The sequence below is a fragment of the Ferrovibrio terrae genome, from assembly GCF_943371255.1.
GTDB classification, from domain to species: Bacteria; Pseudomonadota; Alphaproteobacteria; order Ferrovibrionales; family Ferrovibrionaceae; genus Ferrovibrio; species Ferrovibrio terrae_B.
The window spans coordinates 39,463-58,874 of sequence record NZ_CALRUC010000013.1; the positions used below are offsets into that span (position 1 = coordinate 39,463).

Below are 19,412 nucleotides of genomic sequence, written 5' to 3' on the forward strand. Positions count from 1 at the left end.
CGATCAGAGCCGGTTGCTGTCGTAGAAGCGCTTCACGTGCTCGGTTTCCTTGTAGCGCTGCTTCTTGCGGGTTTCGGCATTCTCGGCTGCCTCGACCTTGGCGGGCACGGCAACCACACCGGCAACGGCAGCTGCCGCGGCGCCAACACCTGCGGTGCGCAGGAAGCTGCGGCGATCGAGCGCTTCTTTCTTCTCGGCGGATTTGTCTTTGCTCATGGCGGGTTCCTCCGTATGGGTGTGCCGGCCGCTCACGCGGCCATGGCGAAAGCCTGGGTTTCGATCAGCATGAACAGCCGGCCGGCAGTGCCGAGCGGCCGATAGAGTTTCGCGCTGGGCGCCTGTTCGAGATCGGTGAAGAACCGCTCGCCCCAGGGGGCGATATGCTGACGGAACAGGCGCTCCTGCGTCGCCAGTTCGGCCGGGCCACGCCCTTCACCGCCGCGGATCAGCAAAGCCATCAGTTCACACAGGGCGCCCATATGATCTTCCGGTTCGGCCACATGGTCGGCGCGGGCATAGCCCAGCTTCTCCATGTCGCCGCGCAGCTTGGCCAGCGGACGCTCGTACAGGAAACCGGTGCGATAGAATGAGGCATAGGGCACCAGCTCGCCACGCGGCAGGCCGATGAACAGCGCGTCGTATTCGTCCTGCGCGCGCTCCAGCGAGATGGCGCGGGCCGCTTCGGCCAGGTCGGCCAATGCCGCACCCATCGGGCTGGCATCGCCCTTGAGCTGGGCCAGTGCGGTCAGCAGCGCCGTGTCGGGGCGCCGCGCCAGGCTACGCCCGAACAGGGCATAAATCTGTGCCCGCCAGATGTCTTCCTCGGGAATGACCGGAGCCGCATCGGCGGCCTGCACATCGGGATAGAGATCGGGGCGCAGGTCATGGCGGGTCACTTGCCCGCCCGTCGCGCTCTCGATGGCCAGCACGTATTCGCCGGGGACGCGATCAGCCTTGTTCAGCCAATGCCAGACATTGGCCTGCTTCACGCCCAGCAAACGGGCCAGTTGAGTCTGCCCGCCGACCAAAGTGATGGCTTTTGATAGTGCGTCGCTCACGAATCCCCTGCCTGTCGCCGTTAACTTACAAACTGATTTGTCGGGCGCCAATGGAAATCGGCATAACCTGCTGATTTTTCAGGGTTTTTGCTGCACCTGCGAAATTTTGAGAGCGATTCTTAGTCGCAGCTTTTTATAAAGGTTTTAAACTGCGGCACTGATGCACTAACTGCTAACCAACTGGCTGTATTCCCAGAGAGTTCGACGATAGCTCACCGTTTGGTTGCGTAAGGATTCCCCCGGCATGCCGCATGACGCCCCGCTGATTACGATGCTGGCTCTCGCATTCGTGATTGCATTCGCCTTCGGCATGATCGCGCAACAGTTCCGCCTGTCCCCCCTGGTCGGCTACCTGCTTGCCGGTATCGCGGTCGGTCCGCATACGCCGGGCTTCGTCGCCGATACCGTACTGGCGCAACAGCTCGCCGAGATCGGTGTCATCCTGCTGATGTTCGGCGTTGGCCTGCATTTCTCGCCCAGCGATCTGATGCGGGTGCGCTGGATCGCCATTCCCGGTGCCGTCGTGCAGATCGCGGTGGCAACCCTGCTCGGTTTCATTGTCGCGCAGATCTTTGGCTGGGGTATCGGCGGCGGCCTGGTGTTCGGCCTTGCCTTGTCGGTTGCCAGTACCGTGGTGCTGCTACGGTCGCTGGAAAGCCGCAACGAGGTCGATACCGATCAGGGCCGTATCGCTGTCGGCTGGCTGCTGGTCGAAGACATCCTGATGATCGTCGCCCTGCTGCTGCTGCCGGCCTTTGCCGACATGCTGGGCGATCGCCCGAACAGCAGCGGCGAAAGCGTTGCCTACACCCTGCTGATGACGGCGGTGAAAGTGGCGCTGTTTGCGGCCCTCGCCCTGGTGGTGGGCAAGCGCGCCATTCCCTGGCTGCTGCAGCATGTGGCCAACACCGGCTCACGCGAGCTGTTCACCCTCGCGGTGCTGGCCTGTGCGCTGGGCATCGCCTTCGGTGCGGCCATGCTGTTTGACGTGTCTTTCGCGCTCGGCGCCTTCTTTGCCGGTGTGATCATGAATGAATCCGAACTCAGCCACGATGCGGCGCAACGCTCGCTGCCGTTTCAGGATGCCTTCGCCGTGCTGTTCTTCGTCTCGGTCGGCATGCTGTTCCAGCCCAGCATCATTTTCGATGAACCGCTCGGCGTGCTGGCGGTGGTGCTCATCATCGTCTTCGGCAAATCACTGGCGGCCTTCCTGATCGTGCTGGCTTTCCGCCATCCGCTCACCACCGCATTGACGGTATCGGCCAGCCTGGCGCAGATCGGCGAATTCTCGTTCATCCTCGCCGGCCTGGGTGTGTCCTTCGGCCTGCTGCCGCCGGATGGCCGCGACCTGATCCTGGCCGGCGCCCTGCTGTCGATTTCACTGAACCCGCTGCTGTTCCGCGCGCTTGAGCCGCTGGAAGCCTGGTTGCGGGCGCGCCCCGACCTGCTGCGCCGCCTGGGTGCCGAGAAGCTGGGCATGGAGAAAGACGACGAAAAGCCCTAAGTCGGCAGCGCGCCGCCATGCCGGCGGCGCGGCATTGATGCCTCTTGCGGCTCCGCGGCTGGCTGCGGGTCCGGCGCAAGCGGCGCGGATACAGCAACGGCAGCGTCATCGGGTGCCGGCAGGGCCTGCTGCGGTTCGCTTGACTCCGCCGGGGGCACCGCGACCGGTGCTTCTTCCGCCGGTTTCGGTTCCTGGCTGAAGCCCGAAAAGACCTTCTGCGCCATTTTCACCACATCATCGCCCGGCAGCAGATCGCCATAGCCCGGTGCGGTGAAATCCCAGTTGTATTCGACCAGTGCCTGGTAGTTCACCACGCTGGGCTCGACCAGCCACAGCTTGCGCAGCGCCGCGGCCTTCAGCGCCGGCGGCACGCCCTTGCGCAGGAACAGGCTGAAATCGCTGTCGGCCGTCAGGCTGTCGATCGACGGCAGCGCGGCCAGATCGATCTCGGGCTCCGGCTCCGGCGCAACAGGCGGTTCTGCGGCCGGGGCCTGCTCCTGCTGTCGCGCTTCGGCTTTGCGGCGCGACCAGCGCGACAGGAAACCGCCGGCTTCCGCATCGGCGCCTTCGGGCTTGTCGCGGCTGCCGGGGTCACTCATCTTCCGGCACCTGGCGCAGCGGGTCGGAAGTGTAGAGCCAGTTGCGGCGCGCCAACGCTTCCGGATCGGCACGGTCGCGCTTGCGTTTATAATGCTCTTTCGTGGGCGGATGCCGCTGCACGTAATCCTGCATCCATTCCAGGATGGCGGCTGGCATCGGCACGAAATCGACGATGTCGTCACCGGTATCGTTATGGGCATGCGCCTCGCCCGGATCGACCGAAGCGCCATGCAGGGCGATGCCCGGCTCCACATCGCTGTTGCGCAGGAAGACCCAGACAGCGGGCTGCGCGCTTTCGATATTGTAGGCGTAGGTCTCGCTCTCATGGCGATACAGCGCCAGCTCAGCATCCCCGGCATAGAACTGCACCCAGCCCTCGCCCTCGGCCAGCTTGGTCCAGGGTGCCGAATCCGGCACACCGGGCAGCACCTGCACCGGGCGCCAGCTGTAATCCTTCCAGGGATTGTCCAGCTTGCGACGTTCCAGGATCACGCCGACGCGGCGGATTTCGGTTTCAGGCGGCAGGATATCGGCCATGCGTCAGCTTCCCGCATTCAGCGGCAGGTTGACCACCAGATTCTGCGGCTTGAGCCGCAGCTTGCCATGGTGATCCATGGCGATGCCGAGATAGACCGGCCGGCCGGCCACGCGCGGCAGCATCAGCGACGGATCGCGGAATTCCAGCCGGAACAGCGCCAGGATCTGGCGCATGTGATCCTCGTCGACCGGCTTGCCCTCATACAGTGCGTTCATGATCGTGCTGGAGGTCGTGTCCATGCCGACATGCCAGACCCAGCGCTCGTCGCGGATGGTCTGCACCGGCTGCACCTGCACGGCAGCGCCGGTCAGCCGTTCGACCCAGGCCTCGATCACCCGGGCAAAGGCATCCTGCCCCGGCCGGGTGAAGCCGAAATCCAGCACGAAGTCGTGCTTGTCGCTGCGCGCCCAGTATTGCGGGGCGTTTTCCTTGGTCAGGATATCCATGTCGATGCTGCGCAGTGCCGTTCCGGCCTCGGCCACCAGCGCGCCCAGCGAACCGAAGCCGCCGGCCGACAGCATCTCGACGGTTTCCTCATCGGCCAGCAGGATGCGGCTGTCCTGCACCGTTGCCTTCTGCACGCGGAAGAACAGCTCGGCGGCCCGGGCCTGGAAGGCATTGTCGCGACCATCGAGCAAATCGCGCAGGATGGCGGCAGCCAGATGATCCATGAACATCGCCGGCACGGCCGGCGCCTTGGGCCGGAACAGGCCGACATAGGCTGCTTCCAGATTGCCGCTGCGGATCAGGTGATCGCGGAAGCGCAGGAAGATCGTATAATTCTCCTGCGCATCGGCATCGGCGAGCCTGCCGATATCGGCAGCCGACACGCTGCGCAGCGGATCACCCAGCAGGCTGGCATGCAGCGCGCGCTCGGCGGCACAGGCCTCGTCCGGCGGCGCCATTTCCGGCCGGCTGAGATAGGCGCGGATGAAATCGCCGCTGATGCCGAGCCGGCCATCGGCGCCGCGGTCGAGCAGGTCGTAGCCGCTGCTGATCCAGAAGCCTTCAGACATCAGGCGCGATCTCCCAGATTTTCGTATGCGGCTTGTCGCCCGGCGGCTGCACGATGCGGAACTGCTCGCGGATTGCATCGCCCTCGATGAAGCGGCTCAAGGACAGCAGCGTGTTGATCGGATGCTCGCTCAGCGAGACGGCGTAATCGATCTCTTCCCTGGCAGCGGCCTTGGCAGTGGCGAAATCCGGCGCGCCATACTCCTGCTGCAGATGCCGGGCCAGCGCCTCGATCACCGCATCGTATTCCTCGCGCTCGATGGTCGACACCGTCACCAGCGTCGACCAGCCGAAGCTGTCGAGGCCCAGGAAACCATTCGAAAAGGCCTGTTTTTCCTGGCGGCTGAGGCTGTCCGGGTCGGCATCGGCAAAGGCAAAGGTGCCCGGCACAGCCCATTCGCCGGGATCGGCGGCTTCGGGGAAGACGCGGGTGTCAGACTCATCGAAGCGGATGGTGCGCAGCAGCTTCATTGCAGGGCCTTTACGCTTTCGGGCAGTTGCCAGCTCGGCTGCCGCAACCGGTCGCGCAGCGGATAGAAGCTCTTCCCGCCCGCCGCCGTCTCGCTGGAAGCGTCGCCATTGGCATCGATCTTCAGCGCCTTGTCGTCCAGGTCATGCAGGAACGCCCGGCGCACCGGTTCAAAACCCTGTTCCTGCCAGCGATCAAGCCAATGCAGCATATGGCGACCGAAGGATTCGACCAGCTGCGGCACGGTCACATCGCGGCAGCCTTCCTCATGCAGGTTGGTATAATCCAGCTCGGTGCCCGGCGCATCGTCGTCGCGCTCGGACACCATCTGCACGGTGATGCCCAGCACGAGCCATTCGGGCACGTCTGACATGCCCTCCTTCTCGACCAGCGGGCCATGCGCAATGCGGATGCCACCGACACAGGCCGCATTCACCAGCAGGCGATCCGGCCAACCCACGGCGACAGGGGTTTCGGCCGGCGCCACCGCGGCCAGGCCATCATGCAGGCCCAGCAGGCCGACATAGGCCAGGGTCAGCGCCGGCTGGATCGGGTCCAGCGGGCGCAGCACCAGCGCCGCCTCGCAGCGGCTCGGCCGGTCCACCATCAGCATGAAGCCATCCTCGGCGCCTTCACTGGCCGCCTGGCAGGCGGTGCTGAAGGCATCGGCCACGCAGAGCTTCAATGTGTAGCCCGGTGGCAGGTCGGGCCATTCTTCCGGTGTCATGCAGCATCCCCAAAACTGGCCAGCAGCCGCTCGGCCTCGGCCAAGTCTTCCGGCGCATTTGCATTGAAAAACGGATCGACCGGCGTGGCGGCAAACTCAACCTGCACCAGCCGGTGCCGCGCCGTCCAGCGATCCACCTTGCGGATATCCTCGTCCACCACGGCATGGCGCAGGTCGTCATGCAGGCGCACCGGCCAAAGGCCGACGACCGGATAGGCCTGGCCGGCCGACACCGCGCAGGCGAGATCCGCACCGGCCTGCATCCGCGCCGCCACCATGCGCGCCACCAGGTCGCGCGGCAGGAACGGGCCATCGCCCGGCACGGTGACGATATCTGTAATCTCCGGCCGATTGGCTTTCGCCCAGGCCAGTCCAGCCAGCACGCCGGCCAGCGGTCCGACAAAACCATCGACCGCATCACCGGCCACCGGCAGGCCCCAGTCGGCAAAGCGCGCCGGATCGCCATTGGCATTCAGCACGATGCCATCCACCTGCGGCGCCAGGCGCTCGATGATCCGCGAGAGGATCGGCTTGCCGCCGAGCAGCTGCAGCCCCTTGTCGCCGCCGCCCATGCGCCGCGCCAGCCCACCGGCCAGCACCACACCGAGAACCTTGCCCGACATGCTATGCCGCCTCGTCGTCGCGGCCGCCCTTGCGCTGGCTGCGGGTGTCTTCCTCGGCCACGGCGGCCGGATCGGCATCGAAATGCAGCCGCTCGGTGCCGGCCAGCGCCACGAACCGCTTGCCCTTGGCCCGCCCGATGAGGGTCATGCCGATCTGGCGTGCCAGTTGCACGCCCCAGGCGGTGAAGCCAGAACGGCTGATCAGGATGGGAATGCCCATCTGCGCCGTCTTGATCACCATCTCCGAGGTCAGCCGCCCGGTGGTGTACATGCTCTTGCCCCTGGCCGAGAGGCCATGCACGCGCATGTAGCCGGCGATCTTGTCGATGGCGTTGTGACGACCGACATCCTCCATGTAGATCAGCGGCCGGTCGTCCTCGCACAGCACGCAGCCATGAATGGCGCCGGCCTCAAGATAGAGCGAGGGCGTCAGGTTGATCTGTTTCGACAGGCTGTAAATCCAGGAGGTGTTCAACATCGCATCGGGATCGAGCGACACGCTTTCCACCGCATCCATCATGTTGCCAAAGACCGTGCCCTGGGCGCAGCCCGAGGTCTGGGTCTTTTTCTTCAGGCGGTCTTCGTAATCGGTCTGCCGTGCAGTGCGCACCACGATGGTCTCGATATCGGCATCGTAGTCGATGCTGGTAACCTCATCCTCGGGCAGCAACATGCGCTGGTTGGCCAGATAGCCGAGCGCCAGATAGTCGGGATAGTCGCCGATCGTCATCATGGTGACGATCTCCTGCCCGTTGAGAAACAGGGTGAGCGGACGCTCGACCGGCACGCGGGTATCGATCGGCCGGCCGTCCTGGTCGATACCCTGCACGGCCTCGGTGAGCGCCGGGTTCTGCGGGTCGGGGCTGACGAGATAGGCAGGCTGCTGAGTCTTCATGGCTCCTATATAGGGCAGAACTCAGCCGGTGGCGATGTACTGCCGCAGGGCCTCGGCTTCCATCTGGGTGTCGGCAATGCGGCGCTTGACCACGTCGCCGATGGAAATCATGCCGATCAGCTTGCCGTTATCCACAACGGGCAGGTGGCGAATGCGCCGCTTGGTCATCAGGTGCATCACATCCTCGATGGTGTCCTGGCTGGTGCAGACCATCACATTGCGGGTCATGATGGTGTCGGCGCTCTGCTGCAGCAGGTCGGTGCCGATCATGGCCAGGCCGCGCACGATATCGCGTTCCGACAGGATGCCGGCGATGCCGCCATCGGGCCGCAGCACCATCACCGCACCGATGCCCTTGTCGGCCAGTTTCTGGCAGACCGCCTCGATGCCTTCATCGGGCCTGACGCTGATCACGCCAGGCGTCTTGTTCTTGAGAATTGCCGCAACGCCCATGGTTGTGTCCTCCTCTTTCTGCCCGACGACCTGAGGCGGGCTGTTGGGTGCAGATCCGGTTACGCAACCTCCGAAAAACGATGCAAGTCGCCGCCGGTTGCAAAGCTGGCGGCCGATGATGGTCGGATCGGTGATGGTCGGATATGGGGTGGCCGGGCACGTGGGGACACAGCCACGCGGGCTGCTGCCCCGCTTGCGGCAGCACCCTTGGTTCCGGCGTTCGTCCCTGCAGTCTTCCCGGTGCTCATCTGGCCTCCCGGTGTATTTTTGCCGTCGACTCCGCTGATCGCGGCCCCACGGTGGTGACAGTGTCCGCCAAGCCCGTCGCGATGACAAGACCTGTTCCGCCGCGCGGCCCCCGAGCAGGTATTTAAGTGCTTGAAGAGTCTTTGGCTTTGCCCGGTCCGGCAGGGGGTGCCGGGGCCTTGCGGGCGGGGAGCGGTTCAGTTAAGGTCCGCGCCGTTTTCGACCCCCGGCCGTGGTTTGCACCCCAGCCGGTCCCTCGCGGAGAGGTGCCAGAGTGGTCGATCGGGGCGGTCTCGAAAACCGTTGTGCGTGCAAGCGTACCGTGGGTTCGAATCCCACCCTCTCCGCCAATTCCATTTCAAAGATCCAGACTGCCGAAACCCTGCCCGCAGGCAGGCTTCCGGCAGCCTTGGCTATGCTGTTAGCGTCAGAACTTCACGGCTTCGCCGGGGCTGAGGTTCAGCACCCGGGTGCTTGTGGTGCCCAGCGCGCCGATGAATTCCTCCGGCGTGCCCTTGCCGAGCGGATTGGCGCCATAATGCATCGGGATGACGAATTTCGGCTTCAGCATGTCGCGGATCGCAAAGGCGGCACCCTGCGGGTCCATGGTGAAATTGCCGCCGATCGGGATCAGCACCAGATCGGGACGATAGCGCTCGGCGATCAGCTTCATGTCGCCGAACACATCGGTGTCGCCCATGTGATAAATCCTGAAGCCGTTTTCCATCTCGATGATATAGCCGACCGGCTCGCCGCCGACATGGGTGGCGCTTTTGCCGGTCGCCTCGTCGCGATGCACATATTCGGATGAATGCTCGGCATGGGTGGCGGTCACCTTGATGCCCGCCGCGGGCTGGATGGTGCCGCCCTTGTTGAAGCGCGGCAGCTTGTCGCCCGGCATCACGCCCAGCGTGGTGAGGCTCTGGTTCAGGCCGCCCGGCGCCCACATCGGCAGGTTATGCATCCGGGCGAGGTCCGGCGCATCGGCGATGTGATCGAAATGGCCATGTGTCACCAGGATCGCATCGACCTTGCCGAGTGCCGTCAGCTCCTTGAAGGCCGCCGGTGTTTTCGGATTGGTGCGCAGCCAGGGATCGACAACGATCACCTTGCCGCCCGGCGAAGTGATGCGGAACGCCGCCTGACCGAGCCAGAGCACTTCGGTCTGGCCGCTTTGTGCCTGCGCCGCGCCTGCCACAAACAGCAGCGAGATCATCCAGACTTTCATCATGCTGATAAAGCGCATGGTCAATACTCCTTCATTGAATGGTCAATCGATACGAACGTCTGCCGCTTTCAGAATCGGCCGCCAGCGCGCAATTTCTTCCGCGATGTAGCTGCCGAATTTTTCCGGACTGGCCGGGGCCGCTTCCGCGCCCTCCTGATCGAGCCGGGCCTGAAGCTGGGGCGAAAGCAATGCGCTGTTGATGGTGGCATTCAGTCTGGCAATCACGGCAGCCGGCGTGCCGGCCGGTGCCACGATGCCATACCACTGGTCCGCATCGAAACCGGCATATCCGCTTTCCGCCACCGTCGGCAGTTCCGGGAAAGCCCGCATGCGGCGCGCGCTCGAAATCGCCAGTGCCCGCAGGCGCCCGGCCTTGACCTGCGGCATCACCGCGGTGGCGCCGGTGAAGCCCACCTGGATCTGGTCCGCGATCAGATCGGTGACAAACGGCGCCGTGCCTTTGTAGGGCACATGCAACAGATCCACGCCGCTCACATGTTTCAGATATTCCGTGGTGATATGCGCAGCGCTGCCATTGCCGCCGGAACCATAGGCGAGGCTGCCGGGCCTGGCCTTGGCCGCCGCAACCAGTTCGGCCAGCGTGTTGATCGGGCTTTTCGCATTGACGACCAGGATATTCGGCACGCGGGCCACCAGGGCCACCGGCGCAAAACTCCTGATCGGGTCATAGCCCAGCTTGGGATAGAGCGAGGGATTCAGCGCAAGCGTTCCGATATGGCCCATCAGCAAGGTGTGGCCATCGGGCGACGCGCGCGCGACGATTTCCGCACCCAGGCCACCGCCGGCGCCGGCGCGATTTTCGATGAGCACCGTCTGGCCCAGATCGACCTGCAGCCGATGCGCAATCTCGCGCGCAAGAATATCGGTTGTCCCGCCAGGCGTGAAGGGCACCACCAGCGTGATCGGCTTTGTCGGGTAATCCGCAGAATAGGCCGGCGTCACAGCCAGGATGCCTGCCAGGCACCATAAAAGGCCACCGGCCCGCCGCAGCCAATGCCCGGTTGGCAACACACCGCCCGTCATGACGAACTCCCCCCGGATAGTCCCGGCTGCGCCGATCTTTTTTACGGTGCCGGCTCAGCGCACACGAAATCATTTTGGCAGGATGTTGATGCCGGGGCGGAATGACAAATGACAAGAACGGGATGATTCATGAACCGGCTGCACCATTGCCGGTCACTCAATCTGCTGCAGCGCTTTCTTCATGAAGCCGAGAAACCGCGGATGGCTGGCATGGGCCACATTGATGCGCATCGCCGGCTGCCGCGACACGCGTTCGGGGCTGAACACCGTGCCGGGTGCCAGGAAGATGCTCTGCTGGGCGGCATCGCGACATAACGCCAGTTCGTCGATGCCGGCAGGAAACTCGGCCCAAAGATAAAATCCGCCGCCATGGGGCGGCACCACGGGCAGGCCGATGCGGGCCAGATCATCAAGCGCGCGTGCCGTTGCTTCCTCCACCCGGCCGCGCAGGCGACGCAGATGGCGCAGATAATGTCCGCCCGCGATCAGACCATAGACAAACCGCTCGGCATGCGCCGAGGAGGCCGCCACGGTCAGCAGCTTGATATCGGCCAGCGCCTCGGTCAGCGCCGCGCTGGCGGCCACATAGCCGACCCGCAATGAAGCCGACAGCGTCTTGGAAAAAGTGCCGATATAGAGCACGCGGTTGAGCTGGTCGAGCGCGGCAAGCCGGGGGCTGTTCGGCGGCAGAATATCGGCAAAGGGATCATCTTCCACGATGTGGAAGCCATGCTTTTCCGCCGCCTGCAGCAGGCCATAGGCCACCGACAGCGACAAGGAGCCGCCGGTCGGGTTATGCGCCAGCGACTGGATGAAGAACAGCTTGGGCTGCAGCACCGCCAGCTTGGCATTCAGATCATCGAGATCAGGGCCATCGGCCTTGCGCCGGATACCGACAACGCGCGCCTTGCCCAGCCGCAGCTTGCCGAACAGCGGGTAGTAGCCCGGATCGTCGACGAAGACGACATCGCCGGGTTCGAGAAACTGCCGCATGATCAGGTCGAGCGCGTGATTGGCACCATGGGTGAGCAGCACCTGCTCGGGCGAGCCATGGATCGCACGCTCGGCCAGCGATAATCCGATGCGCTCGCGCAAAGGCAGAAAACCCCGCACTGTGCCGTAACCGTATTCGATGCCGACGCCGCGCGGCAGTTTCATGCCCTCGAACTGTGCGCTCAGCTCCGAGCCCTCCATCCAGGACGGCGGCGGCCGGCCATCGCCCGGCCGTACCTCGTAATGCTGCTCCATCTGCTCGCGCAGCAGCGAGACCAGATCGAGCGCTTCGGCCACATGCGGTGCCGGCCGGGGCGCGGCACCCGCCGCCGCCGCGGCAACGACATAGCCAGAGCCCGGGCGCGCCTCCAGGAGGCCGAGCGCCACCAGGCGGTCATAGGCCTCGGCCATGGTGTTCTTCGACACGCCCTGGTCGATGGCGGCGCGACGGATCGAGGGAATGCGCTCACCCGGCTTCACCAGGCCTTCCGCGATCAGGCGCGACAACCGCGCGATGATCGCATCCACCCGTGTCACCGGACGCTGCGTGGTGACGGCCCCGGTCTTTTTGCTGCTCGCCAACTGTCCCGCCTTTTCTGCTGGTACAGGCCCGGCCGGAATCCGCCAAACCGTCCCTTGAGCCAGAGAACCGTATTGGGACAGTTTGAAAACTGTACCGCCCCCGAGTCAATCGACATATGGGTCAACCGGCGGACAGGGATGGAGACAGAGAATGGGATCGGTCGAGACCGGCAAATCCTCGCGCGTCAGCGGCTTTCACAAACTCAGCCCGGCCGACCGGCTGAAACTGGTCCAGGGCTTTGCCGGCCTGGATGCCGCCGCCGCCGGCCACCTGGCCCAGCCCGCCCTCGATCCGCATCTGGCCGACCACATGATCGAGAATGTGGTTTCCGCCATCAGTATCCCGATCGGCGTCGCCACCAATATGAAAGTGGATGGCCGCGACCTGCTGGTGCCGATGGCCACGGAAGAATCCTCCGTCGTCGCCGCCGTGTGCAACGCCGCGCGGCAATGCTATGACGCCGGCGGCTTCACCACATCTGTCTCCGGCACGGAGATGATCGCGCAGATCCAGCTGGTGCAGGTTACCGATCCGCAGGCCGCCCGCATCCGCATCCTGGAACGCAAGACGGAGATCTCCGAAATCTGCAACGCCTGCGATCCGGTGCTGGTGAAGCTCGGCGGCGGCTTCCGCGATGTGGAAGTCCGCGTCATCGACACGCAGGGCGGGCCGATGGTAATCACCCATCTGATCGTCGATACCCGCGATGCCATGGGCGCCAATACGGTGAACACCATGGCGGAAAAACTGGCGCCATCTATCGAGCGCTGGGGTGGCGGCAGGGTTTACCTGCGCATCCTGTCCAATCTGGCCGACCGGCGCCTGGCTCGGGCGCGAGCCACCTGGCCGCTGGAGGCCATCGGCGGCCCTGCCGTGCGCGACGGCATGCTGGCAGCCTATCACTTCGCCGATGCCGATCCCTACCGCGCCGCCACCCATAACAAGGGCATCATGAACGGCGTATCGGCCATCGTGCTGGCCACCGGCAACGATACCCGTGCAGTGGAAGCCGGCGCCCATGCCTATGCCGCGCGCAACGGTCATTACGGCAGCCTGACCACCTGGGAGGTCGCTACTGATGGCGGTCTCAGTGGGACATTAGAACTGCCGATGCCGGTCGGTCTGGTCGGCGGCGCCACCAAGGTGCATCCCACCGCGCAGGCGTGCCTGAAAATCCTCGGCGTCAAATCCGCCGCAGACCTGGCGCGCATCATTGCCGCTGTCGGCCTGGCACAGAATTTCAGCGCCCTGAAGGCGCTGGCCACCACCGGCATCCAGAGCGGTCATATGGCACTGCATGCACAGAATGTCGCGATTGCCGCTGGCGCCACCGGCGAAGAGGTCGCGCGTGTCGCCGCGGTTCTGGTCGAGCGCAAGGCCGTGCGCCAGGACGTTGCCGAAACCGTTCTGCGCGATCTGCGCGGGAAAGCCTGAACTGTCCGTCCATCACAACAGAAAATCATAAACCGGAGGAAACCATGACATACCCGTTGAAACTGACGGCCGCCGCCGTCGTATTGGGCGCGGCTCTTGCCCTGCCTGCCGCATCAGATGCCACGGCACAAATCGCCGGCAACAAGATCAGGCTCGGCGTATTGACCGATATGAGCAGCTTCGCATCCGACTCCACCGGCATGGGCTCGGTGGTCGCCGCGCGGCTCGCCGCCGAAGATTTCGCCAAGGAGCTGCCCGGCGTGGCCATCGAGGTGATCTTCTCGGATCACCAGAACAAGCCCGATATCGGTTCGGCTGCGGCGCGCAAATGGGTTGACCAGGACGGCATCAACGCCATCCTCGACGTGCCCTTCTCCTCGGTCGCCCTGGCGGTCAGCGAAGTGACGCGCGACAGCAAGACGATGTTCATCGCCTCCGGCCCCGGCACCACGGTACTGACTGGCGAGAAATGCTCGGCCAACACCATTCACTGGACTTATGACACCTATGCGCTGGCCAACGGCACGGCGCGTGCGCTGACTGAGGGTGGCGGCAAGACCTGGTATTTCGTCACCGCGGACTATGCGTTCGGCCATGCCTTGGAAGGCGACGCCACCGGCGTGATCAAGGCAACCGGCGGCCAGGTGCTGGGCAGTGTGAAGCATCCGCCGAATGGCAACGACTTCTCTTCGCCGCTGCTGCGCGCGCAGGCCAGCAAGGCGCAGATCATCGGCCTGGCCAATGCGGTGGGCGACACCATCAATTCGGTGAAGCAGGCGGCGGAATTCGGTATCGCCGGCAGCGAGCAGCGTCTGGCCGCGCTGCTGATGCAGCTGACCGATGTGCATGCCCTGGGGCTGAAGAACGCCCAGGGACTTTATATGACCGAGGCCTTCTACTGGGATCTGAACCCCGGTACGCGTGCGTTTGCCGACCGCTTCGCCGCAAAGATGAATGGCAACCGGCCGACCGGCAACCAGGCCGGTGTCTATTCCGGCACGCTGCATTACCTGAAAGCCGTGAAGGCCGCCAACAGCACCGACGGCGCTGTAGTGGCCAAGAAGATGCGCGAAATCCCGATCGACGACGCGCTGTTCGGCAAGGGCAATATCCGCGCCGATGGCCGCGCCGTGCATGACATGCTGTTCTTCCAGGTGAAGAAGCCGGAAGAATCGAAGGGGCCGTGGGACTACTACAAGCTGGTGCGCACCATCCCGGCCAAGGATGCCTTCAGGCCGATGGCCGACGGCAACTGCCCGCTGGCGAAGTCGTAAGCTTTACAGGCAGAGCAGCCTGCGTAAACGAGCGGCGCCGGGGCAACCCGGCGCCGTTTCTCTGTGCTCACCGTCAGGCCGGCGGCAGTCCGACGCGCTGGGCTTCCACATAGAGCGCCTGGATCGCGCGATCCTGCCGCTGCAGCGCCTGCAAGCCGTCGGGATCGAACTGCTGCGGGCTGGTGCGGCCGTCGCCTTTGGTGATGATGGCGATGGTCTCGGCATGGCTGAAGCCGGCCTTGTAGGGACGCTCGGAGCGCAGTGCGTCATAGACATCGGCAATCGCCACCATGCGGGCATGGCGCGGAATTGCCTGGCCGGTCAGGCCCTCGGGATAGCCGCTGCCATCGAAACATTCGTGATGATACAGCGCCACCTGGGCGGCGAGATCCAGGGCCGGATGGCGGCAGTCGCGCAACAGCTCATAGCCGCTGGCGGTATGGCGGGCGACGATGCGGCGCTCGGCCTCGTCAAGCCGGCCGGGCTTGAGCAGGATCGCATCCGGCACCGCATTCTTGCCGACATCGTGCAGCAGCGCGCCCAGTCCGATAATGTCGATTTCCGCCAACTCGAGATCGAGCCCCTGTCCCAGAAGCTTGCCCAGCGTGGTCATCCGGGTGGCATGGCTGAGCGTGCCCTGGTCATGGGCATGGGCCATGCGGACCAGCATGCTGGTGAAGGAGTCCTGGTCGATAGCGATGGTCGGCATGGGATCCTGCGGTTGGAACGGCAGTGCCTGACACGGACATAACCACCGCTCGCACCGGTAGTGAGGCGATACTAACCTTATCCCGAGCCTGCCGCAGCACGTTTTTGCCCGGCACCCTCCGGATGCGGATCGTATCGGCGGCTTTGCAAACCATCGCTCCCGCGGCAGCGCGCTGCTGCATACGCGGCTCTGTCGCTCCCATGGTTGTGAATGGTTCGGCGAGTCGCTGACGCAGGCGTGACCGCAAACCGCCGGGCCGCGGTTTTTCAGACCGTGATTCCCTTGGCAGGATGCGCGCGCGCAGCAAGTGCCGAAACGGAACTGGCGCATCGAGCAAAAGGGATGGACATGAGCAACACGCATACCGGGGCCTGCTTCTGCGGCGCCGTCGAAATCGAAGTCAGCGGCGCGCCTGAGGCGATGGGCTATTGCCATTGCGGCTCCTGCCGTGCCTGGTCGGCCGGGCCGGTGAATGCCTTCACGCTGTGGAAGCCCGAGGCGGTGAAAGTGACCAAGGGCGAAGAGCTGCTGAGCGAATACGCGAAAAACCCGACCAGTGAGCGGCAGTTCTGCATCCGCTGCGGCGGCCATGTGATGACCGGACACCCGACCTTTGGGTTGACCGATGTCTATGCCGCGACGATCCCAAGCCTGGATTTCAGGCCGGCACTGCATGTGAACTACGCCGAGACCGTGCTGCCGATGAAGGACGGGCTGCCCAAGCTGAAGGATTTCCCGGCCGAGCTGGGCGGCAGCGGCGAAGCAATACCGGAGTAATCAGAGTATGCACCGCGGCGCCGGATGACACCGGCGCCGTTTGCATTTTCAGACTCTGCGATCAACCGGCAGCAGCGGCTGACGGTACCACCGAGAGCGAGACCCGCACGCGGTTGCGGCCGGCAGCCTTGGCGCCGTAGAGCGCGCCATCGGCGCGATCAATGGCATCCTGGATGTCGCGATCATCGACTGCGAGTATCGTGCAGCCCAGGCTGATGGTCACACTGACCGTCTGGCTGTTATCGATCTTGATGGGACTACCCTGGATCATGATGCGTGCCCGCTCGGCATAGGAGGCCGCGGCCGTGACATCGCTTTCCATCAGCAGGACAACGAACTCCTCACCACCGAAGCGTGCCACCAGATCGGTCTCACGGGCGGCTGCCTGCAGGCGGTTGGCCACTTCGCGGATCACGGCATCGCCTGCCGCATGGCCATGGGTATCGTTGACCAGTTTGAAATGATCGATATCGGCCACCACGATGGCGAGATTGCGGCTGTAGCGTCGCACATAGGTGACCTGCCGCTCGGCGGTAGACAGGAAAGCGCGGCGGTTCAGCAGGCCGGTCAGCGGATCGGTTTCCGACAGCCGGCGCAACCGCTCGATATCCTGCGACAGTTCACGCGTTTCGGCGGCATGGCTTTCGGCATCACGCGTGGCGACCTCCAGCCGCTGCTCGGCCATGCCAACGCGGCGCAGCAGCGAACGCAGGGCGCGCGACAGCTGCACCACCTCCAATGCGCCACCGACACGCGGCAGTGTGTTGACGCCGGCCTCGCGGCCGATGCGGTCGGCCTCCTGTGTGATGCTCTGGATCGGCCCGGCCAGTCGTCCCGATAGCCAGAAGGCAATCAGAACGCCAATAATGCCCAGCACGGCGCCAACCAGCAGGATCGAACCGACCAGATCGCGGATCGGTTCATGCGCCATCGCGATGGGCAACTGCGCCACGACGATCCAGCCCAGCCCTGGATAATCGCGATAGCCCTTGCTGACTGCATAACCCGTGAGCCAATGCGCCGGATTGTCACCATAGGCGAGGCCAGAGCCAGATGACCTGGTCCGCATCGCCGCCAGCTGCTCCGGGCTCAGCATCACGGCATTGACATGCTTGCCGAGCAGCACGCGGCCATTCATGTCCAGGATGCTGATATCGGCAGTGGCGAAACGGCCATCCGATGGCAGCACCGACTGACGTACTTCGGAGGCCCAGTCCCAGCTCAGATGCGCGCCGATCACGCCGATCATCGTGCCATCGGCATCGCGCACCGGATAGGCCACATCGACAAAGCGGAACGGTTCGTTGTCAGCACGCGGGCCGAGCAACTTGGCAAGCAGAAGGGCTTCATGCACATCGCCGACGAAGGGCTTGTCCCGGGCACCAGCGAACCATGGCCGCTGCGCCACTGACAGGCCTTCCAGCATGCCCTTGGTGGCCGCCACAACCGTGCCATCCAGCTTGACGAAGCCGATCCAGGCATAATCGGGATAACTGTCCTGCAAGCGCTCCAGCACACCGCGCAGAGCATTGGGATTGTCCTGCCATACGTTGCGCAATGGCTGAAGGTCGGCCAGGGTGCCGATCTCATGATAACGCACCGCCATATCGCGATCGAGCCGGTCGGCCATCACGGCGGACTGCTCGGCCAGTTGCGTGCTCACCAGTTGCGATGCCTTGTCGCGCCCGAGCCAGGCGGCGCTCAACGTCGCCCCGGCGACCAGGAACACCACCAGTCCCGCCGTGCCCAGCGTCATCTGGGCGCGAATGGACAGCTTGTTGAAAAGACCCGGGAGTCGCATTGGTCTGGCCCTGATGGCATTCCGACGCGACGGTGCCGCCGCAACCGATTTTTGCCCGATTATGCAGGCGAATCAATCACGAAGCAGACTTTGGACCGCGAAGCCCCCCATACGGGCGATCAGGACTTGTAGAGCGTCTTGTACTGCTCGCGGAGGAGGTTTTTCTGCACTTTCCCCATCGTATTGCGCGGCAGGTCGTCGACGAAGAACACCCGCTTGGGCAGCTTGAACTTGGCCAGTCGCCCGTCCAGCGCCTTCAGGACGGCGGCCTCGTCGAGCGCATGGCCTTTCTGTGCGACCACCACGGCGGTGACACCTTCGCCGAAATCGGGATGGTCGACGCCGATCACGGCAGATTCGATCACGCCTGGCATCGCGTCGATCTCGGTCTCGACTTCCTTCGGATAGACATTGTAGCCGCCGGAGATGATCAGATCCTTGCCGCGGCCAACGATATGGACATAGCCGCGATCATCGACCTTGCCGAGATCGCCGGTGATGAAAAAGCCGTCGGCGCGGAATTCCGCCGCCGTCTTTTCCGGCATGCGCCAGTAGCCCTTGAACACATTCGGGCCCTTCACCTCGATCATGCCAATCTCGCCCTGTGCCAGAGGCTTGCCGGTTTCCGGATCGGTGATGCGCAAGCTGACGCCGGGCAGCGGGAAGCCAACCGTGCCGGCAACCCGCTCGCCATCATAGGGGTTGGACGTGTTCATGTTGGTTTCGGTCATGCCATAGCGCTCAAGAATGCGATGGCCGGTCTTGGCTTCCCAGTCGCGATGGGTATCGGCCAGCAGCGGTGCCGACCCCGAAACAAAGAGACGGATATGCTTGACCAGGTCCTTGGTCAGTGCCGCGCTCTGTAACAGGCGCACATAGAAGGTCGGCACACCCATCATGCTGGTGGCGCGCGGCAGCTGGCGCACCACCTCGTCGGCATCGAACTTCGACAGGAAGATCATCGAGGCACCGGCCAGCAGGGTGACATTGCTGGCGACGAACAGGCCATGGGTGTGGAAAATCGGCAGTGCATGCAGCAGCACGTCGTTGCCGGTGAATTTCCAGTATGCCACCAGCGTCTCGGCATTGGAGAACAGGTTCTCATGCGTCAGCATCGCACCCTTGGAGCGACCGGTGGTGCCGGAAGTATAGAGGATCGCAGCCAGATCGTCGGCGCTGCGCGGCACGGCAACAAAGCCGGCAGGCGCGGCCCTGGCCTTGTCCATCAGACTGCCATCGCCTTTCGAGCCGAGCGTCAGGCAATGGGCGACGCCCAGCTTTTGCGCCAGCGGACCGAGATCCTTCTCGACGGATGGCCGGCAGACCACCACGCGCGGCTCGGCATCGCCGATGAAATATTCCAGTTCGGTCAGCGTATAGCCAATATTGAGCGGCAGGTAGACCGCGCCGGCGGCTACCACGCCGAGATAAAGGATCAGCGC

At 64.2% G+C, this 19,412-nt stretch carries 20 protein-coding genes and 1 tRNA gene; 5 read left to right on the top strand and 16 right to left on the bottom strand.

What is annotated here, in order from left to right; translation table 11 throughout:
• Positions 1 to 3: 3 nt before the first annotated feature.
• Entirely contained in the window at positions 4 to 216 is a 213-nt protein-coding gene (locus AAG799_RS05040) for a twin-arginine translocation signal domain-containing protein (RefSeq protein WP_341894708.1), read from the bottom strand.
• A 32-nt stretch (positions 217 to 248) separates the two neighbouring features.
• Positions 249 to 1,058, bottom strand: coding sequence for a molecular chaperone TorD family protein (locus AAG799_RS05045; protein WP_341894709.1), 810 nt, complete (start codon positions 1,056 to 1,058; stop codon positions 249 to 251).
• A 244-nt stretch (positions 1,059 to 1,302) separates the two neighbouring features.
• Between AAG799_RS05045 and AAG799_RS05050 the strand changes: the two genes are divergently transcribed.
• Positions 1,303 to 2,562, top strand: coding sequence for a cation:proton antiporter (locus AAG799_RS05050; protein WP_341894710.1), 1,260 nt, complete (start codon positions 1,303 to 1,305; stop codon positions 2,560 to 2,562).
• Here AAG799_RS05050 and AAG799_RS05055 read toward each other — a convergent pair.
• From AAG799_RS05055 to AAG799_RS05090, 8 genes are read right to left on the bottom strand one after another with little or no spacing between them, the layout of a single operon-like run.
• Entirely contained in the window at positions 2,559 to 3,161 is a 603-nt protein-coding gene (locus tag AAG799_RS05055) for a DUF3306 domain-containing protein (RefSeq protein ID WP_341894711.1), read from the bottom strand. The two genes, AAG799_RS05050 and AAG799_RS05055, sit on opposite strands and share 4 nt — an antisense overlap.
• Positions 3,154 to 3,699, bottom strand: coding sequence for a DUF3305 domain-containing protein (locus tag AAG799_RS05060; protein ID WP_341894712.1), 546 nt, complete (start codon positions 3,697 to 3,699; stop codon positions 3,154 to 3,156). Before AAG799_RS05060 ends, AAG799_RS05055 begins: the two co-directional genes overlap by 8 nt.
• A gap of 3 nt (positions 3,700 to 3,702) precedes the next feature.
• The gene (locus AAG799_RS05065; RefSeq protein ID WP_341894713.1) at positions 3,703 to 4,716 is read right to left on the bottom strand and encodes a DUF6352 family protein; all 1,014 of its coding nucleotides are present in this window, start codon (positions 4,714 to 4,716) and stop codon (positions 3,703 to 3,705) included.
• Positions 4,709 to 5,185 (bottom strand): DUF6505 family protein, encoded by a 477-nt coding sequence (locus AAG799_RS05070; RefSeq protein WP_341894714.1) that lies wholly within the window; start codon positions 5,183 to 5,185, stop codon positions 4,709 to 4,711. The genes AAG799_RS05065 and AAG799_RS05070 overlap by 8 nt, the downstream gene beginning before the upstream one ends.
• Complete coding sequence (locus AAG799_RS05075) at positions 5,182 to 5,910, bottom strand: biotin/lipoate--protein ligase family protein (RefSeq protein WP_341894715.1); 729 nt, start codon at positions 5,908 to 5,910, stop codon at positions 5,182 to 5,184. The genes AAG799_RS05070 and AAG799_RS05075 overlap by 4 nt, the downstream gene beginning before the upstream one ends.
• Entirely contained in the window at positions 5,907 to 6,533 is a 627-nt protein-coding gene (gene mobA / locus AAG799_RS05080) for a molybdenum cofactor guanylyltransferase MobA (RefSeq protein WP_341894716.1), read from the bottom strand. Before mobA ends, AAG799_RS05075 begins: the two co-directional genes overlap by 4 nt.
• 1 nt (position 6,534) lies before the next feature.
• Complete coding sequence (locus AAG799_RS05085; protein WP_341894717.1) at positions 6,535 to 7,428, bottom strand: formate dehydrogenase accessory sulfurtransferase FdhD; 894 nt, start codon at positions 7,426 to 7,428, stop codon at positions 6,535 to 6,537.
• Positions 7,429 to 7,449: 21 nt separating this feature from the next.
• A complete protein-coding gene (locus tag AAG799_RS05090; protein WP_341894718.1) occupies positions 7,450 to 7,881 on the bottom strand; it encodes a CBS domain-containing protein in 432 nt (143 codons plus the stop codon).
• 506 nt (positions 7,882 to 8,387) lie between these two features.
• Here AAG799_RS05090 and AAG799_RS05095 point away from each other — a divergent pair.
• Positions 8,388 to 8,477, top strand: a tRNA-Ser gene (locus AAG799_RS05095).
• Between the two features lie 77 nt (positions 8,478 to 8,554).
• Here AAG799_RS05095 and AAG799_RS05100 read toward each other — a convergent pair.
• From AAG799_RS05100 to AAG799_RS05110, 3 genes are all read right to left on the bottom strand, one after another.
• The gene (locus AAG799_RS05100) at positions 8,555 to 9,373 is read right to left on the bottom strand and encodes a metal-dependent hydrolase (protein ID WP_341894719.1); all 819 of its coding nucleotides are present in this window, start codon (positions 9,371 to 9,373) and stop codon (positions 8,555 to 8,557) included.
• Positions 9,374 to 9,397: 24 nt separating this feature from the next.
• Positions 9,398 to 10,399 carry a tripartite tricarboxylate transporter substrate binding protein gene (locus AAG799_RS05105; RefSeq protein ID WP_341894720.1) on the bottom strand — a complete coding sequence of 334 codons (1,002 nt, stop codon included), beginning with the start codon at positions 10,397 to 10,399 and terminating at the stop codon, positions 9,398 to 9,400.
• Positions 10,400 to 10,552: 153 nt separating this feature from the next.
• On the bottom strand, positions 10,553 to 11,974 hold the full coding sequence (locus AAG799_RS05110; protein ID WP_341894721.1) for a PLP-dependent aminotransferase family protein: 1,422 nt from the start codon (positions 11,972 to 11,974) through the stop codon (positions 10,553 to 10,555).
• A 151-nt stretch (positions 11,975 to 12,125) separates the two neighbouring features.
• Between AAG799_RS05110 and AAG799_RS05115 the strand changes: the two genes are divergently transcribed.
• Together AAG799_RS05115 and AAG799_RS05120 are read left to right on the top strand one after the other, a co-directional pair.
• A complete protein-coding gene (locus AAG799_RS05115; RefSeq protein ID WP_341894722.1) occupies positions 12,126 to 13,409 on the top strand; it encodes a hydroxymethylglutaryl-CoA reductase, degradative in 1,284 nt (427 codons plus the stop codon).
• Between the two features lie 44 nt (positions 13,410 to 13,453).
• Positions 13,454 to 14,683, top strand: a complete 1,230-nt coding sequence (locus AAG799_RS05120) for an ABC transporter substrate-binding protein (protein ID WP_341894723.1) — start codon at positions 13,454 to 13,456, stop codon at positions 14,681 to 14,683.
• 73 nt (positions 14,684 to 14,756) lie between these two features.
• Here the strand turns inward: AAG799_RS05120 and AAG799_RS05125 are convergent, their stop codons facing one another.
• Entirely contained in the window at positions 14,757 to 15,392 is a 636-nt protein-coding gene (locus tag AAG799_RS05125; RefSeq protein WP_341894724.1) for an HD domain-containing phosphohydrolase, read from the bottom strand.
• A 348-nt stretch (positions 15,393 to 15,740) separates the two neighbouring features.
• On the opposite strand from AAG799_RS05125, the gene AAG799_RS05130 reads away from it, so the two are divergent.
• Positions 15,741 to 16,169, top strand: a complete 429-nt coding sequence (locus AAG799_RS05130; protein ID WP_341894725.1) for a GFA family protein — start codon at positions 15,741 to 15,743, stop codon at positions 16,167 to 16,169.
• A gap of 61 nt (positions 16,170 to 16,230) precedes the next feature.
• On the opposite strand, the gene AAG799_RS05135 is transcribed toward AAG799_RS05130, so the two are convergent.
• Together AAG799_RS05135 and AAG799_RS05140 are read right to left on the bottom strand one after the other, a co-directional pair.
• Positions 16,231 to 17,970 (bottom strand): sensor domain-containing diguanylate cyclase, encoded by a 1,740-nt coding sequence (locus tag AAG799_RS05135; RefSeq protein WP_341894726.1) that lies wholly within the window; start codon positions 17,968 to 17,970, stop codon positions 16,231 to 16,233.
• A gap of 119 nt (positions 17,971 to 18,089) precedes the next feature.
• On the bottom strand, positions 18,090 to 19,412 hold a 1,323-nt coding region (locus AAG799_RS05140; RefSeq protein ID WP_341894727.1), incomplete at its 5' end, for a malonyl-CoA synthase.